The sequence below is a fragment of the Tsukamurella tyrosinosolvens genome (genome assembly GCF_900104775.1).
Taxonomy (GTDB): Bacteria; Actinomycetota; Actinomycetes; order Mycobacteriales; family Mycobacteriaceae; genus Tsukamurella; species Tsukamurella tyrosinosolvens.
This window is the reverse complement of the sequence record NZ_FNSA01000003.1, coordinates 1437224-1451460: the sequence shown is the minus strand read 5'-3', so window position 1 is coordinate 1451460 and position 14237 is coordinate 1437224. Positions and strand designations below refer to the sequence as shown.

Annotated in this window: 15 protein-coding genes and 1 tRNA gene; 9 read left to right on the top strand and 7 right to left on the bottom strand. The window is 69.5% G+C overall.

The genetic code is table 11. The features are described 5' to 3' along the window. Window positions 1-31: 31 nt before the first annotated feature. Window positions 32-844, top strand: a complete 813-nt coding sequence (locus BLW32_RS08595; protein WP_139286110.1) for a hypothetical protein — start codon at window positions 32-34, stop codon at window positions 842-844. A gap of 1 nt (window position 845) precedes the next feature. On the opposite strand, the gene putP is transcribed toward BLW32_RS08595, so the two are convergent. Continuing rightward, window positions 846-2345, bottom strand: coding sequence for a sodium/proline symporter PutP (gene putP, locus BLW32_RS08590; protein WP_068526389.1), 1500 nt, complete (start codon window positions 2343-2345; stop codon window positions 846-848). A 193-nt stretch (window positions 2346-2538) separates the two neighbouring features. Between putP and BLW32_RS28325 the strand changes: the two genes are divergently transcribed. After that, the gene (locus BLW32_RS28325) at window positions 2539-3429 is read left to right on the top strand and encodes a peptidase S1 (protein ID WP_139286109.1); all 891 of its coding nucleotides are present in this window, start codon (window positions 2539-2541) and stop codon (window positions 3427-3429) included. Window positions 3430-3469: 40 nt separating this feature from the next. Then, window positions 3470-3949 (top strand): nitroreductase family deazaflavin-dependent oxidoreductase, encoded by a 480-nt coding sequence (locus BLW32_RS08575; protein ID WP_068526386.1) that lies wholly within the window; start codon window positions 3470-3472, stop codon window positions 3947-3949. Here the strand turns inward: BLW32_RS08575 and BLW32_RS08570 are convergent. Both BLW32_RS08570 and BLW32_RS08565 read right to left on the bottom strand, forming a co-directional pair. Then, the gene (locus BLW32_RS08570) at window positions 3936-5453 is read right to left on the bottom strand and encodes a PH domain-containing protein (RefSeq protein ID WP_068742629.1); all 1518 of its coding nucleotides are present in this window, start codon (window positions 5451-5453) and stop codon (window positions 3936-3938) included. The genes BLW32_RS08575 and BLW32_RS08570 overlap by 14 nt on opposite strands. Beyond that, entirely contained in the window at window positions 5440-5964 is a 525-nt protein-coding gene (locus BLW32_RS08565) for a PH domain-containing protein (protein ID WP_068742630.1), read from the bottom strand. Before BLW32_RS08565 ends, BLW32_RS08570 begins: the two co-directional genes overlap by 14 nt. Window positions 5965-6034: 70 nt before the next feature. Between BLW32_RS08565 and BLW32_RS08560 the strand changes: the two genes are divergently transcribed. Continuing rightward, entirely contained in the window at window positions 6035-7204 is a 1170-nt protein-coding gene (locus BLW32_RS08560; RefSeq protein WP_068742631.1) for an acyl-CoA dehydrogenase family protein, read from the top strand. 93 nt (window positions 7205-7297) lie between these two features. Beyond that, window positions 7298-7370: transfer RNA gene (locus BLW32_RS08555), tRNA-Lys, on the top strand. Window positions 7371-7444: 74 nt separating this feature from the next. On the opposite strand, the gene BLW32_RS08550 is transcribed toward BLW32_RS08555, so the two are convergent. Then, on the bottom strand, window positions 7445-8002 hold the full coding sequence (locus BLW32_RS08550; protein ID WP_068742632.1) for a hypothetical protein: 558 nt from the start codon (window positions 8000-8002) through the stop codon (window positions 7445-7447). A 228-nt stretch (window positions 8003-8230) separates the two neighbouring features. Next, window positions 8231-8476: a glycine zipper domain-containing protein gene (locus tag BLW32_RS08545; protein ID WP_102101454.1), complete on the bottom strand. Its 246-nt coding sequence runs from the start codon at window positions 8474-8476 to the stop codon at window positions 8231-8233. A 100-nt stretch (window positions 8477-8576) separates the two neighbouring features. Between BLW32_RS08545 and BLW32_RS08540 the strand changes: the two genes are divergently transcribed. After that, window positions 8577-9797 (top strand): L,D-transpeptidase, encoded by a 1221-nt coding sequence (locus BLW32_RS08540; protein ID WP_068526377.1) that lies wholly within the window; start codon window positions 8577-8579, stop codon window positions 9795-9797. On the opposite strand, the gene BLW32_RS08535 is transcribed toward BLW32_RS08540, so the two are convergent. Further along, window positions 9735-11066 (bottom strand): NAD(P)/FAD-dependent oxidoreductase, encoded by a 1332-nt coding sequence (locus tag BLW32_RS08535; protein WP_068742696.1) that lies wholly within the window; start codon window positions 11064-11066, stop codon window positions 9735-9737. The genes BLW32_RS08540 and BLW32_RS08535 overlap by 63 nt on opposite strands. Window positions 11067-11190: 124 nt before the next feature. On the opposite strand from BLW32_RS08535, the gene BLW32_RS08530 reads away from it, so the two are divergent. Beyond that, a complete protein-coding gene (locus BLW32_RS08530) occupies window positions 11191-12057 on the top strand; it encodes a LysR family transcriptional regulator (RefSeq protein ID WP_068742633.1) in 867 nt (288 codons plus the stop codon). A gap of 26 nt (window positions 12058-12083) precedes the next feature. Here the strand turns inward: BLW32_RS08530 and BLW32_RS08525 are convergent, their stop codons facing one another. After that, window positions 12084-12467 (bottom strand): hypothetical protein, encoded by a 384-nt coding sequence (locus tag BLW32_RS08525; protein WP_068742634.1) that lies wholly within the window; start codon window positions 12465-12467, stop codon window positions 12084-12086. A gap of 19 nt (window positions 12468-12486) precedes the next feature. Here BLW32_RS08525 and bcp point away from each other — a divergent pair, with 19 nt between their 5' ends. Both bcp and BLW32_RS08515 read left to right on the top strand, forming a co-directional pair. Beyond that, window positions 12487-12960, top strand: coding sequence for a thioredoxin-dependent thiol peroxidase (gene bcp, locus BLW32_RS08520; protein WP_068742635.1), 474 nt, complete (start codon window positions 12487-12489; stop codon window positions 12958-12960). Window positions 12961-12976: 16 nt separating this feature from the next. Next, window positions 12977-14122 (top strand): acyl-CoA dehydrogenase family protein, encoded by a 1146-nt coding sequence (locus BLW32_RS08515; RefSeq protein ID WP_068526373.1) that lies wholly within the window; start codon window positions 12977-12979, stop codon window positions 14120-14122. Window positions 14123-14237: the final 115 nt, after the last annotated feature.

Genomic DNA, 14237 nt, shown 5'->3' with positions numbered 1-14237 from the left:
CTCGGCGACGGAGATCGCAGGTGCCTTCCCGATGCTCGACTCGGCCGTGGCAGTGACGGAATCGATGGTGGCCGTGCTCGCGCACGAAGGCAGCTACACCCGACCGACCTGCTACGGCGAGGACTTCACCGTGACGGCGGGAAGGATCGTGCTCCGGATCGCGCCGGAGCGGGTGGTGGGCGCCGTCACCGACGACGACAGCCCCGGCGGGCCCGCGGACGCCAGCATGGTCGGACTCACCGACCGGCGGGGCGCAGCCCTGCACCGGGCCTTCGTGACCGCCGATCCGGACCGGATGATCGTGCGGGCGCTCGGTCACCTGGCACCGTCCGACCCGCATCGCGAGATGCTGTTCGGCGCAGTGACGGACACCGCAGGACCGAGCGGGGTCGGCACCGCGGCTCTGATCGACCCGATCCTCACCGGCGGCCGCGAGCGACTGCGGACGCTCTGTGCCGCGGGCCCGGATCGGTACCGCCAGATCGCCCCCGACTGGATCCCCCGCATCTTCGAGTACCTCTGCGACAGCGGCTTGCCGACCGACTTCGCCGTCGTCTCCGAGGGTGTCGCGCAGGCTTGCCGCGGCGAGATCCACGCGGCCCTGCGAGAAGGGCCGCGCCTCCTCACCGGATTCGCGGACGCGGCGGTGGACATCGACCTGGCCCGGGTGGACGGTTGCGCCGTGGTGCGCTCCACCGGCCCCGCGGGCGCCGTATCCGCCATCGAGCTGTACGACGCCGGCGGGGCGTGCTCAGCGATGCTCACCCAATTCGGGCACGTGGACAACGACGTCCGATTCGCGTGGGAGGCGATGGCGCAGTCCCTGTGCGAGACCGCCGCGTGAGCTACGCGGGCTGCTTCTCCGCGAGGCGAGCGGCCTCGTCGAACTCGGCGTCGACGGCACCGTCGGGCTTGTAGGTCGCGAGGCTGACACCGACCGCGACCACGAGGTTCGCGAGGAAGCCGGGGACGATCTCGTACAGCTCGAACGGCGGCCACTGGCCCCAGACGAAGGCTACGACCGCGCCCACGATGAGGCCCGCCAGGGCGCCCGGGGCGGTGAGCTTGCGCCAGAACAGCGCGAGGATGACGACGGGGCCGAAGGACGAGCCGAAGCCGGCCCAGGCGAAGCCGACGAGCTCGAGGATGCTGTCGGACGGATCGATCGCGAGCAGCACGGCGATCACCGCAACGATGAGCACGCCGAGCCGGCCGAGGCGCACGTACGTCTTGTCGCTGATCTCCGTGTCGCGGCCCGACTTCTCGGCGAAGATCTTGAACAGGTCCTCGACCAGCGCCGACGAGCACACGACGAGCTGCGAGGACACCGTCGACATGATCGCGGCGAGCACGGCCGCCAGGACGAGGCCCGCGACGAACGGGTGGAACAGGATCTGCGCGAGCACGAGGAAGACGGTCTCGGGGTCCTTCGGCGCCTTCTCGGGATGCAGCGCGAAGTACGCGATGCCGATGAACGCGGTGGAGATGGCGCCCAGCGCGGTCGCGACCATCCAGCTGATGCCGAAGCGGCGGGCGGTGGAGGCCTCCTGCGGCGAGCGCAGCGCCATGAACCGCACGATGATGTGGGGCTGGCCGAAGTAGCCGAGGCCCCACGCGGCTGCCGAGATGATGCCGAGGGCGGTGCCGCCCGCGAACAGGCTGAAGAAGGTCGGGTTCACGGAGTTCACGGTGTCGATGGTGACCGCCGGCCCGCCCACCTCGATGAGCGCGACGATGGGGACGGCGATCAGGGCGGCGAGCATGAGCAGGCCCTGAGCGACATCGGTGAGGGTGGCGCCGAGGAAGCCGCCGAACAGCGTGTAGACCATCGTCACCACGGCGACGATGAGCATGCCGTGGATGTACTGCACCCCGAAGGTGCTGTCGAAGAACTTGCCGGCGGCGACCATGCCGCTCGAGACGTAGAACGTGAAGAAGACCAGGATGATGAGGCCGCACACGATGCGCAGCGACCGCGAGCTGTCTCGCAGGCGGTGTTCGAGGAAGCTCGGGATCGTGATCGAGTTGCCCGCGACCTCGGTGTACGAGCGCAGGCGCGGCGCGACGAACTTCCAGTTCAGCCAGGCGCCGATCGTCAGGCCGATCGCGATCCACGACTCGACGAGCCCCTTGGCGTAGACGGCACCGGGCAGGCCCATCAGGAGCCACCCCGACATGTCCGACGCGCCCGCGCTGAGCGCGGCGACCCACGGTTTGAGGCCGCGTCCCGCCAGCATGTAGTCATCGAGGTTGTCACGCGTCTTCCGGTACGCACTCCAACCGATGTACAACATTGCGGCGAAGTACAGGGTTACCGCGATCGTCTGATAGGTCTGGTCAGACACTAGGGGGTCTCCTCAGGTGCAGGAACCGAAATTCGCTGTTCGTGCATGATCTATGTCGTCGGCGAAATCCTATTTCGGCAAACTGATCTCACTCGAGCCAGTCAAGCGGAATGGTAGGCTCGGCGACGATTTTCTGCGGCGCTTTCCGAGCGCTCCTCGATCACCACGACCCACACCCTAGGAGGGTTCGACCTTGACCGACGGGACGCGCATCGGTGCGGCACTGCGACGCGGAACGATCGGGGTGGTCACCTTGCTGGTGTCGGGAGCACTCCTGACCCCCGCGCTCGCGACGGGCGCGCCGACGACCCCGTCGCCGTCGCCGAAGCCCGGCGCTCCGAACACTCCGGCCAAGCCGACCGCGACGCCGAAGCCGGGCGCACCGTCAACCCCCGCGAAGCCGAGCGCGCCCACCCCGGCGCCCACGCAGACCCCCGCTCCGAAGTCGGTGGCACCGGGCGAGCGCATCGACATCCTGCAGCGTTCCCTGGGCGGCGGCCGGTTCGAGTCGCTGCAGTGCACCATGGGCTTCGCGGTGACCGCCCCGGACGGAGAGCGCCTCGGCGTGACCGCGGGGCACTGCGGCGCGCCGCAGCAGCCCGTGGGCGTCAAGAAGTGGATCGTCGGTGAGGTCGTGCAGTCGAAGGCCCCCGAGGTCAAGGAGGACCCGAACCGTCCGGGGCACTACTCCCCCGTCGACCCGTTCGGCCCCGACTGGGCGACGTTCCGGCTGACCGACCCGCAGGTGAAGCTCCTCGCATCGGCACCGGGGATGGCACCGCGATCCGTGGGCACCGCACGCGTGGGCGATCCCGTGTGCCAGCTGGGCTCCGTGAACGGGCGCCGCTGCGGCAAGGTGACGAAGGTTCTGGGCGACTGGGTCGTCGCCGACATCGTGACCACGCAGGGCGACAGCGGCGGGCCGCTGATCCGCACCACGGACAACGCCGCGATCGGCATCATCACCGACGCGGTCACCCTGACCGACCGCGACTCCGGCAAGGTCACGCAGCAGCTCACCCAGTACTACTCGCTGAACGCGGCGCTCCGTGCCGCGGGCGGCGTGCGGCTCGCGACCAACTGATCGGGGCCCGGCGGCGGGCGTCATTGCATACACTGCCGCCATGACCGTCGTCGACGACCTCAAGTCACGCTTCCTGCAGCTCGGGCGGCACCGTGCGGTGTCGCGGATGGTGCGGGCCACGGTGCCGCTCGACAAGGCCGTGACCCGGATCAGCCGCGGCTCCGTCCACCTCATCCCCGAGGCGCTGCTCCCCCAGCTCACGCTGACCACGGTCGGGCGGCGCAGCGGCGTCGCCCGCGCCGTCCCGCTGCTCTACGTGCGGGACGGCGAGGACTTCGTGGTGATCGCCTCCAACTTCGGCCAGAAGCACCACCCCGCGTGGTCGTACAACCTCGAGGCGACGCCGGACGCCGAGGTGCTCCTGGGCACCCGACGCATCCCGGTGCGAGCGCGCCGGGTCTCCGAATCGGACCGGAAACGCCTGTGGCCCAGCATCGTCGCCGTCTGGCCCGCCTACGACGACTACATCGAGTGGGCGGGCGGCCGCACGATCAAGCTGTTCCGGCTCACGCCTCGCTGACGAGGAAGCCCGTCACGATCTCGGGGTGGACGGTGCGCGCGACGTCCGCCGCGCGTTCGGGCGTGACATCGACGGCGCCGAAGGCCCCCGCGGCCGTCGCGACGGTGAGGGTCGCGACGCCGGCGCGACGCTGGAAGAAGGTCTCGCGAGTGCCGAAACCCGTCACCCCGTCGAACTCGAGGGCGGTGCGGGTGCGCGCGACGGTGCCCGCCCCGAGCACCACGGCGTCGCCGGTGATGACGGTGCCGAGGTTCGCGTAGCGCAGCCGGGCGAGGGCTGCGGACAGCGCCGCCACCAGGACCGCGCCCACAAGGGGCAGCACCTTCCACGCGCCGGGCGCGACGACGCCGAGCGCCACCAGGACGACCACCGGCACGAACGCGCCCAGCACCGCGCGGGTGTAGCGCCGGCGCAGGGCCACTGGGCCGTGGGCCGTCAGAGGCGTCTCAACCACCCCGGGACGTCCCAGGATCTCGTCGGCCACCTGGACCGCCTCGGCGCGCGGCGCGGGCGGCAGCAGGGTGGGATTGCGATCCGTGCCCGTCGCGATCGCGCGGAGCTTCGCGCCGCCGGGCAGGCGCATCAGGACGGGCTCGTGCAGCTGCACTCCCCGCACCCGCTTGCGCTCGATCGTCGCCGCCACCGTCGAGATGAGGCCCCGGCTGGTGTGCAGCGCACCGTCGGAGCGGCGGACCAGGCGGAAGCCCCAGAACGCGAGCACGTAGGCGAGCACCGAGACCAGGATCGAGACCACGATCACCAGCACCACGGCGGCCGGGATCACCACGGCCGCACCGAGGTCGAGGATCTTCACGAACCACGACTCGGCGATCTCGGAGCCGCGCTCGCGCAGGCCCGCCTCGTCGACGACGCGGAAACCGATGCCCGCGCCGGCGGCGACGACCGCGAACCCGGTCAGGGAGAACGGGGCGAACCGGATCCACTCCGGCCGCAGGCGGGCGAGCTCCTCCTCGGGCGCAGCGAGCGTGGGCACCGCCTCGGTACCGTCCTCACCGGGCGTCTCCGTGGCCGACGGTGCGGCGGTGCGGCGCAGGAGGTCCCGGCCGAGCTGCTCGGCGACGTCAGCGGGGATCGGGTCGAGCTCGAGCGCGGACTCCTTGCCGCCGACGCCGGTACCGACCACCACCTTGCGCAGCTTGAGCGCGCGCTCGATCGGCCCGGCCGTGACGTCGACGCTGCGGATCCGGTCACGCCGGGCGGTCGCGGAGACCTTGCGCACCAGTCCGTGCCGCAGCTCCAGCTGGTCTTCGGTGACGCGCCAGCGGGTGGTGAGCCACGGCAGCAGGCCCACCAGCACGCTGATCGCGACGCCGGCGATCACGAAGAACACCGGACCCGCGGCGCGGCCGAGGAAGAAGACGCCGATGAGGGCGGGAATGAGCGACGGGACGGCCTTGATGACGCGGGTGCCGATGCCCCACGGCGAGAGCCGGTTCCAGCCGTCGTCGGCGACCGGAGCCGCCTCCTGGTCAGGTCGCGTCATCGGTGTCCTCCGCGGCGCTGACGGTGAGGCCGGCGGCGATCGCCTGCGCGGTCTCCGTGGGCAGGCCCGAGATGCGCACCGTGCCGGCCGACGAGGCCGTGGTGACGGTGACCGTCGACAGCCCGAAGGAGCGCTCCAGTGGCCCGGCGACGGTGTCGATCACCTGCACGCGCGAGATCGGGATCAGGACGCGGGTGCGGGTCAGCCACCCCGCCTGCGAGTACACCGCGACCTGGTTGATCTCCCAGCGGTGGAAGGCGTAGCGGAAGCGCGGCATCACGATCAGGTGCGCCGCAGCTGCCGCGGCCAGGACGAAGAAGGCCGCGACGGCGGCGTACCAGGGCACGTCCGGGATCACCGCGAGCACCACCGTGACCAGCGGGATCACGATCGCCCAGCGGATCGCGGCACGCACGGTCCACCACGTCTTCGCGCGGGGCGAGACCTGATGAGCCGGCTGCCTCAGCACTTCTGCGGCGCCCGCGGGCGCGGGGGTTCCGGGAAGGGTCATGCGCCCAGCTAAGCACGACATTCCGCCCCGCTGCCACCACGCCCGGCTAGGGTGGCGCCGAGGAGGCACCATGACCACACATCCCGATGAGCTGGCGGGCCTGAGCGGCCTGTTCACCGACCAGGAACGCGCGATCGCCGATTCCGTTCGTGCGCTGACCGCCCGTGAGGTGGAGCCGTACGTCGCCGACTGGTTCGAGCGCGGCGAACTCGACGACCCCCGAGGATTGATGCGGAAGCTGGGCGCGCTCGGCCTGCTCGGCATGCACCTCGACGGATACGGTTGCGCCGGAACGACCGCCACCGAGTACGGGGTGGCCTGCCTCGAGCTGGAGGCCTGCGACTCGGGCCTGCGCTCCATGGTTTCGGTGCAGGGTTCGCTCGCGATGTACGCGATCTGGAAGTGGGCGAGCGAGGAGGAGAAGCAGCGCTGGCTGCCCGGCATGGCCGCCGGCGAGCTGATCGGCTGCTTCGGCCTGACCGAACCCGACCACGGCTCCGACCCCGCCAACATGCGCACCCGGGCGCGTCGCGACGGCGCGGACTGGATCCTCGACGGCCGGAAGATGTGGATCACCAACGGCTCCCTGGCCGACGTCGCCGTGATCTGGGCGCAGACCGACGAGGGCGTCCGCGGCTTCGCCGTCCCCACCGACACCGTGGGGTTCGCCGCGAACACCATCGAACACAAGATGTCGCTGCGGGCCTCCGTCACCGCCGAACTGGTGCTCGACGGTGTGCGCGTCCCCGACTCGTCTGCCTTCCCGGAGGTCCGCGGGCTGCGCGGCCCGCTGTCGTGCCTGAGCGAGGCGCGGTACGGCATCGTGTGGGGCGCCATGGGTGCCGCGCGGACGGCGCTCGAGTGCGCACAGCGCTACGCGGTGGAGCGCGAGCAGTTCGGCCGCCCGATCGGCGGCTTCCAGTTGACCCAGCAGAAGCTCGCCGACATGACCCTGGAGTACACCAAGGGCGTGCTGCTGGCGGTACACCTGGGCCGCCTCAAGGACGCCGGGGCACTGCGGCCCGAGCAGGTGTCCCTGGGCAAGCTGAACAACGTGCGCGAGGCGATCGACATCTGTCGCACCGCCCGCACGATCCTGGGCGCGAACGGCATCTCGCTGGAGTACCCCGTGATCCGGCACGCGAACAACCTGGAGAGCGTGCTGACGTACGAGGGCACCGTCGAGATGCACACCCTGATCCTGGGGCAGAAGCTCACCGGGCAGAGCGCCTTCCAGTGACGGCTCGTTAGCTCAGAAACCGACCCTGACCAGCCGATTTCACGTTTCGCTCCACGTCTTGCTAATGTATTCCAGCACGCAGCGAGCGAGCACGCGCCATTAGCTCAATTGGCAGAGCAGCTGACTCTTAATCAGCGGGTTCGGGGTTCGAGTCCCTGATGGCGCACAATACGAAAGCCCCCTCCACTTCGGAGGGGGCTTTCGTGGTTCCTGTCGACGGTCCGCTTGACGTCCTAGTTCCTATGTCCGTTCGACGGTCAGCGGAGGTGTGCCGCGCCCACAGGCCCCCACCATGCGCGCGAAGACCGGCGCGGACTTCCCTCTGGGCGCGTTGTCACGGCGCACCGACAACGTCGAACGGCACGGGACGACGTCGCCGAGTCGCGTCACGCCCGTGAAGTCGATCCAGTAGTCGATCCCCTCACCCTGGTACGGAACGTCGAGGACGGATCCAGCCGCGTTCTCGGACGGTCCAACGACGATCGCGGTCGCGCGTGCCACCGAGTATGGATGCACGGAGAGCACCTGGGCCACAACGTCGTCGACGTCTGCCTTCGCGTAGGTATCGCCGATGATCACGCCCGCGCCGCCGGCGACCACCGGGATGGCGATGCACAAGAATCCGACGAAGAAGAGCACCGACTTCGACCACCGCCACGCGACGCGCCACCGCTCCTTCCACACCATGATCGGCACGCTGAGCAGCAGCATGGCAGCGACGATGACCACCCATTTCCACGCGCTGATGTCGGGCCTGCTGACGCCGGCGAGTTCGGTCCACGGGCTGTCGAGAATCACGGCACCCTCGCCTTCGCCCCCGACCTCCGAAACTTCACATCAGCAAACACTACATTGATGGTCGGTCGAATCAGACACGGCGACGAGTGATCACGGTCGCAGAATTGAATCTTCTAAATTTACCTACGCTAAGTTAAGCTTCGATCGAGCCTGGGGAGCAACCACCTCACCTGCCGCCCGCAGCGTTCTCCCCAGGCTCTCACCCAGGTCGGGACGGCGGCGCCGGCGTCAGTCGGCGTCGTCATCCTTCCCGGCCCCGTAGCCGAAGGCCATGGCGAAGGCGATGCCCAGGGCCAGGCCGATCCCGATGCCCACGGCGGGATTCCCCAGCGCCGTCCCGATGCTCGCGCCGATGACCACGCCGATCGCGATACCCAGAGCCAGCTTGTTGTACCCCTTGTCACCCCACGGACCGACGGGGCGGTCACCGTCGTCCTGCAGTCCGGGATCGGGCCGGTCACCGTCGTCGCTCACACCCCGCACCGTACCGGTCGGGGCCCGCCCCGCGCCCGGTAGAATCGGGATCAATCGGTCCCGTGGACCGAATCCGACTGAGCCTTTCTGGAGCTGAGCCATGCGCAACCGTCCCGCCGTGTATCGACGTATCCCGACGGCGGTGACGGCACTGCTCGTCTCCGCCGCCCTGGTCGCCGGGTGCACGTCGTCGACGGGTGACGCGGCGCTGCCCGACGAGAGCCAGAAGATCACCGACTCGACGCCCTTCTTCGACCTGCTCCGCCCGCAGATCACCTCGAGCGTCCGCAACGGCGCGCTCGACGTGCAGCCCGGCGTCCCGGTGAAGGTCAGCGCGAGCGGCGGGACCCTGACCAGGGTCGTGATGACCAACGCGGACGGCAAGGAGGTCTCCGGCAAGCTCGCGGACGACGGCCGCTCGTGGAGCAACTCCGAGCCGCTCGGCTACAACAAGACCTACAAGCTGCGCGCGGAGGCCAACGGCATCGGCGGCGTGAACGTCGCCACCGAGACCTTCAGCACCCAGTCGCCGAACAACCTGGCGCAGGCGTACTTCACCACGGCCGACAACTCGACGGTGGGCGTCGGGCAGACCGTCGGCGTGAAGTTCGACGAGCGCATCGCCGACCGGATGGCCGCGCAGCGCGCGATCAAGATCGTCACCGATCCGCCGGTCGAGGGCGCCTTCTACTGGATCAGCCCGTCCGAGGTGCGCTGGCGGCCGGAGAGCTACTTCAAGCCGGGCACCAAGGTCAGCGTGGACGTGAAGATCTACGGCGTGGACCTGGGCGGCGGCACCTTCGGCCAGAAGGACGCCTCCACCCGGTTCACCGTGGGCGACGAGGTGATCACCACCGTCTCCGACAAGGACAAGATCGTCCGCGTCACCAAGAACGGCAAGCTCATCAAGACGATGCCCACGTCGATGGGCGGCCCGGGCAACGAGACCCCGAACGGCGTCTACCTCATCGGCGATCACCGCGAGAACATGATCATGGACTCGTCGACCTACGGCGTTCCGGTGAACTCCCCCAACGGATACCGCACGCTGGTCGACTACGCCGTGCAGATGTCCTACAGCGGCATCTACCTGCACAGCGCCCCGTGGTCGGTGAACCAGCAGGGTTCCACCAACGTGAGCCACGGCTGCCTCAACGTGAGCACCGAGAACGCGCTCTGGTTCCTGCAGAACACCAAGCGCGGCGACATCGTCAAGGTCACCGACACCTCGGGGCCCGTGCTGGAGGGCACCGACGGGCTAGGCGACTGGAACCTGCCGTGGTCCGTCTGGCGTGCCGGCAACGCCAAGTCCGCCGGGTAGCTCCTCCCCCGCCTCCGGGGCTCCGACGGTGACCGTCTGCGCACCGTCGGGCGGCGCGGCGGTGGCGAACCCGGGTCGGGCGCTGCCGACGAAGGCGCGCAACCAGTCCCGGAGCACGGCGACGCGGTTGCCCATGCCCGCCAGGTAGTACAGGTGCACGGCCAGCCAGCCTGCCCAGGCGACGATGCCGGTGAGGCCGGGCAGGCCGAGCGGCGGCTGGATCACGGCGTGCGGGGTGTCGATCATCGCCATGCTGCCCTTGTCCAGGTAGCGGAAGTGCGTGCCCGGGCCCTTCGTGCCGCGGATGACGTCGGCGGCGTGACGGCCCTGCTGCATCGCGACCGGGCTCTGCCCGGGCAGGCCGTTCAGGCTGGTCATGTCGCCGAGGGCGAAGACGTCGGCGCGGCCGCCGACCGTGAGGTCGCGGTTGATGAGGAGGCGGCCGTTGCGGTCGGTCTCGCACCCCGTCGCCTCGGCGATCACGCCGGCGAGCGGGGTGGCCTTGACGCCGGCCGACCAGACGACGGTGCCCGCGGCGATCTCACGCTCGGCGCCGGCCTTGTCCTTGACGGTGACCACGCCGTCCTCGATCGCGGTGACGAACGTGCCGGTGTGCACCGTGACGCCCGCCTTCTCCAGCGCGGCGAGGGTGTAGCCCGAGAGGGTGCCGCCGTAGAAGGGCAGCACGTCGTCGGCACCCTCGACCAGGTGGATGCGGATCTCGGCGTCGTCGTGGAAGCGGCGCGCGAGCTCGGCGACCTGGCCGGCCACCTCGACGCCGGTGGCGCCGGCGCCGACCACCACGACGGTGCGCGCGGGGCTCTCGGCGGGCGCGTCGAACGCGGCGCGCATCCGCGTCCGGAGATTCTCGGCGTCCTCGAGAGTCTTGAGGGCGAACGTGCGGTCGGCCCATTCGTCGTGGCCGAAGTACGCCTGCGCGGCGCCCGCGGCGACGATGAGGTAGGTGTAGGCGATCTGCTCGATGCCGTCGGCGGTGGCGTAGGTGACGACCTTGCGCTCCGCGTCGACCTCGGTGACGTAGCCGGTGACCACATCGACGGTGCGGCGGCGCCGCAGGACGTCGGCGATCGGGGGCGCGATGCGCTCGCCGGCGGTGACGCCGGTGGCCACCTGGTAGAGCAGGGGCTGGAAGAGGTGGGTGCCGTTCGCCGAGATGAGGGTGGTCTCGATGTTCGACTTGGCCAGCTGCTTCGCGGCGGCGAGGCCGCCGAATCCCGAGCCGATCACCACGACGTGGGTGCTGCGCATGATCTTCTCCCCCTTCAAGACGTCGTTGTCTACTACCAGATTGGTGCATGGATGAGTGCGCTTCAACCTGGTAGATCGCCATCCTGATGATGCGAACCATCGCTTCTGTTCATACAATGGTGGTATGGAATTCCGGCAACTCGAGTACCTCGTCGCGGTGGCCGATCACGGCGGCTTCTCCCGCGCGGCGAAGCAGTGCTTCGTCTCGCAGTCGGCGGTGAGCCACCAGATCGCGACGCTGGAGAAGGAGCTGGGCGCCGAGCTCTTCGAACGGGCCGGGCGACGGGTGCGCCTCACCGATGCCGGCGAATCCCTCCTCCCCCGGGCCCGCGAGCTGCTCCGGCAGCGCGACGAGGCGATCGACGCGGTGCGCCCGCGGCCCGACCGGATCCGCCTCGCGGCGAACATGTCGTTCGCCCGGTCCGCGCTGGCCGCGGCCTCCGACGTGCGCGAGCGGCACCCGGGCGCGGAGATCGACTTCCTCATCAAGCCCTTCGCGCAGCGCATCGCGGCGGTGAAGTCGGGCGAGGCGGATCTCGCGCTCATCCGCGGCCGCCTCGACGAGCCGGGCCTCTACCTGGAGCCGCTCTGGGTCGACAACCCGCTCATCGCCTTCTCCACGCGACACCCCCTGGCCGCGCTCGGCCGGGCACCGTCGACCACGGAACTGGCGCAGTACCCCCTGCTCCTACCGCCCCCGCACCAGCAGGTGCTGCTGCACCGGCTCGTCGACAAGGTCTTCACCGCCGACGGGCTGGAGGTGCGGTTCGGCCCCGAGATCCGCGACGACCACCCCGTCGCCTTCGAGCTGATCAACCACCCCGAGGGCTGGACGCTCCTCTACGAGGACCCGCGCCAGCCCGGCATCGCCAGCCGGCCGGCGCCCGGCTTCACACTGCCCGTCTCCGGGGTGCTGCGCACGGACGCGACGCCCAACCCGCTGGTCGCGGAGCTGCTGGTCGGGCTGTCGAACGGCTACCGCCGGGGCTGATCCGACGGTGCGCCGTCAGCTCGCGGTCAGGGCTTTCCGCGGAAGCGCCTGGTCACTTCGGTCGGCACCGCGAGCACCCGTTCGGCGACGGTGACCGCCGCCCCCGGCACGGAGAGCAGGGCATTGACCTTCTCCAGCGCCGCGTCGGTCTTCTCGAGGGTGGCGGAGAACCGGGCCGTGAGCTTCTCGAACTCGTCGAGGTTCCGGTTCACCCGAGCGACCGTCTCGTCGAACGTCGACATGGTGGTGCTCATGTTCTCCATGGTCACCGCCATGCCCTCGAGCATGGTCGTGGCCTGGTCGATCGTCATGTCCGCGTTGAGCGCCGCGCTCGCCAGGTTGCGGATGCGCGCCCGCCCGCGGCCACCCGCGCCGCCGGAGTACCCCGAGCCCTCGTCCTGTGCTGCCATGCCAGATACGGTAACCGGCATGACTACTTCTACGCGGCTGGAGCCGGGAGTTAATGCACCTTCTTTCACTTTGCCGGATCAGGACGGCAACCCCGTCTCGCTCTCCGACTACCGTGGCCAGCGAGTCGTCCTGTACTTCTACCCCGCCGCGATGACGCCGGGCTGCACCAAGCAGGCCTGCGACTTCCGCGACAATCTGGCCGATTTCGCGGACGCCGGGCTCGCCGTGCTGGGAATCTCCCCCGATAAGCCGGAGAAGCTCAAGAAGTTCCAGGAGCGCGACTCCATCACATTTCCGCTCCTCTCGGACCCGGATAAGCAGGTGCTTACCGAATACGGGGCCTTCGGTGAGAAGATGATGTACGGCAAGACCGTGACGGGCGTCATCAGGTCGACGTTCGTCATCGACGCGGACGGAAACATCGAGGTGGCGCAGTACAACGTGCGCGCGACCGGGCATGTCGCCAAGTTGCGCCGCGACCTGAAGCTCTAGAGAGGAACCCACCGACGTGGAACGCACCATCTACTCCGAGGACCACCAGCAGTTCGGCTCGGCGGTCCGGGACTACCTGCAAAAGCAGGTACTGCCGCACGCCGAGCAGTACATCGACGACAAGTTGATCTCCCGCGACGTCTGGCGCGGACTCGGCGAACAGGGCGTCCTCGGTCTGGAGATCCCGGAGTCCTACGGTGGCGGCGAGGCGGAGGACTACCGCTTCAACGCCATCGCGCAGGAGGAGCTGGCCGCGGTCTCGATGGCCTTCGCGAGCTCGGTGGGCATCGACTTCGACATCACCACGCCGTACATCGTGCGCCTGGGCACCGAGGAGGCGAAGCAGCAGTGGCTGCCCGCCATCGCCGCCGGCGAGGCCGTGGCCGCGATCGGCATGACCGAGCCGTCCGCGGGTTCCGACCTGGCCGGCATCAAGTCGACCGCGGTGCGCAGCGGCGACGACTGGATCCTCAACGGCTCCAAGACCTTCATCACCAACGGTTACACCTGCGACGTCGCCGTGATCGCCGCGAAGACGAACCCCGACGCCAAGGCCCGCGGCATCTCGCTGTTCGCCGTGGACTGCTCGCTGCCCGGCTTCGAGCGGGGCCGCAAGCTCGACAAGGTGGGCCAGCCCGAGGCCGACACCGCTGAGCTCTTCTACTCCGACCTGCGCGTGCCCGCCAGCGCGCTGATCGGCGAGGTCGACCGCGGTTTCTACCACATGATGGAGAAGCTCCCCCAGGAGCGCATCGGCTCCGCCGTGGGCAACGTGGCGCACGCCAAGCAGATCCTGGCCGAGACCATCGAATACGCCCGCGAGCGCAAGGCCTTCGGCGCGTCCATCGGCTCGTTCCAGCACAACAAGTTCCTGCTGGCCGACCTGATCACCAAGATCGAGATGGTGCAGGCCTACGTTGACCAGGCCGTGGTCGCGCACGCCGAGGGCACGCTGACCGCCGTCGACGCCGCGAAGGTCAAGTACATCTCCGCCGAGATCCAGAACCAGGTCCTGGACTCCTGCGTGCAGCTGCACGGCGGTTACGGCTACATGCGCGAGTACCGCGCCGCCCGCGCGTGGATGGACGCCCGCGTCACCCGCATCTGGGCCGGCTCGTCCGAGATCATGAAGGAGATCATCGGGCGCGACCTGGCGCTGTAAGTTCTTCGACGCGAACGGCCGGGTGCGCAGGGGCGCCCCGGCCGTTCGTCGTTTCTCCGGGGGTTCGACGGCTGGCATAGGGTTCCGGCCGCACGACTCTCGGATTCTGTCCGGG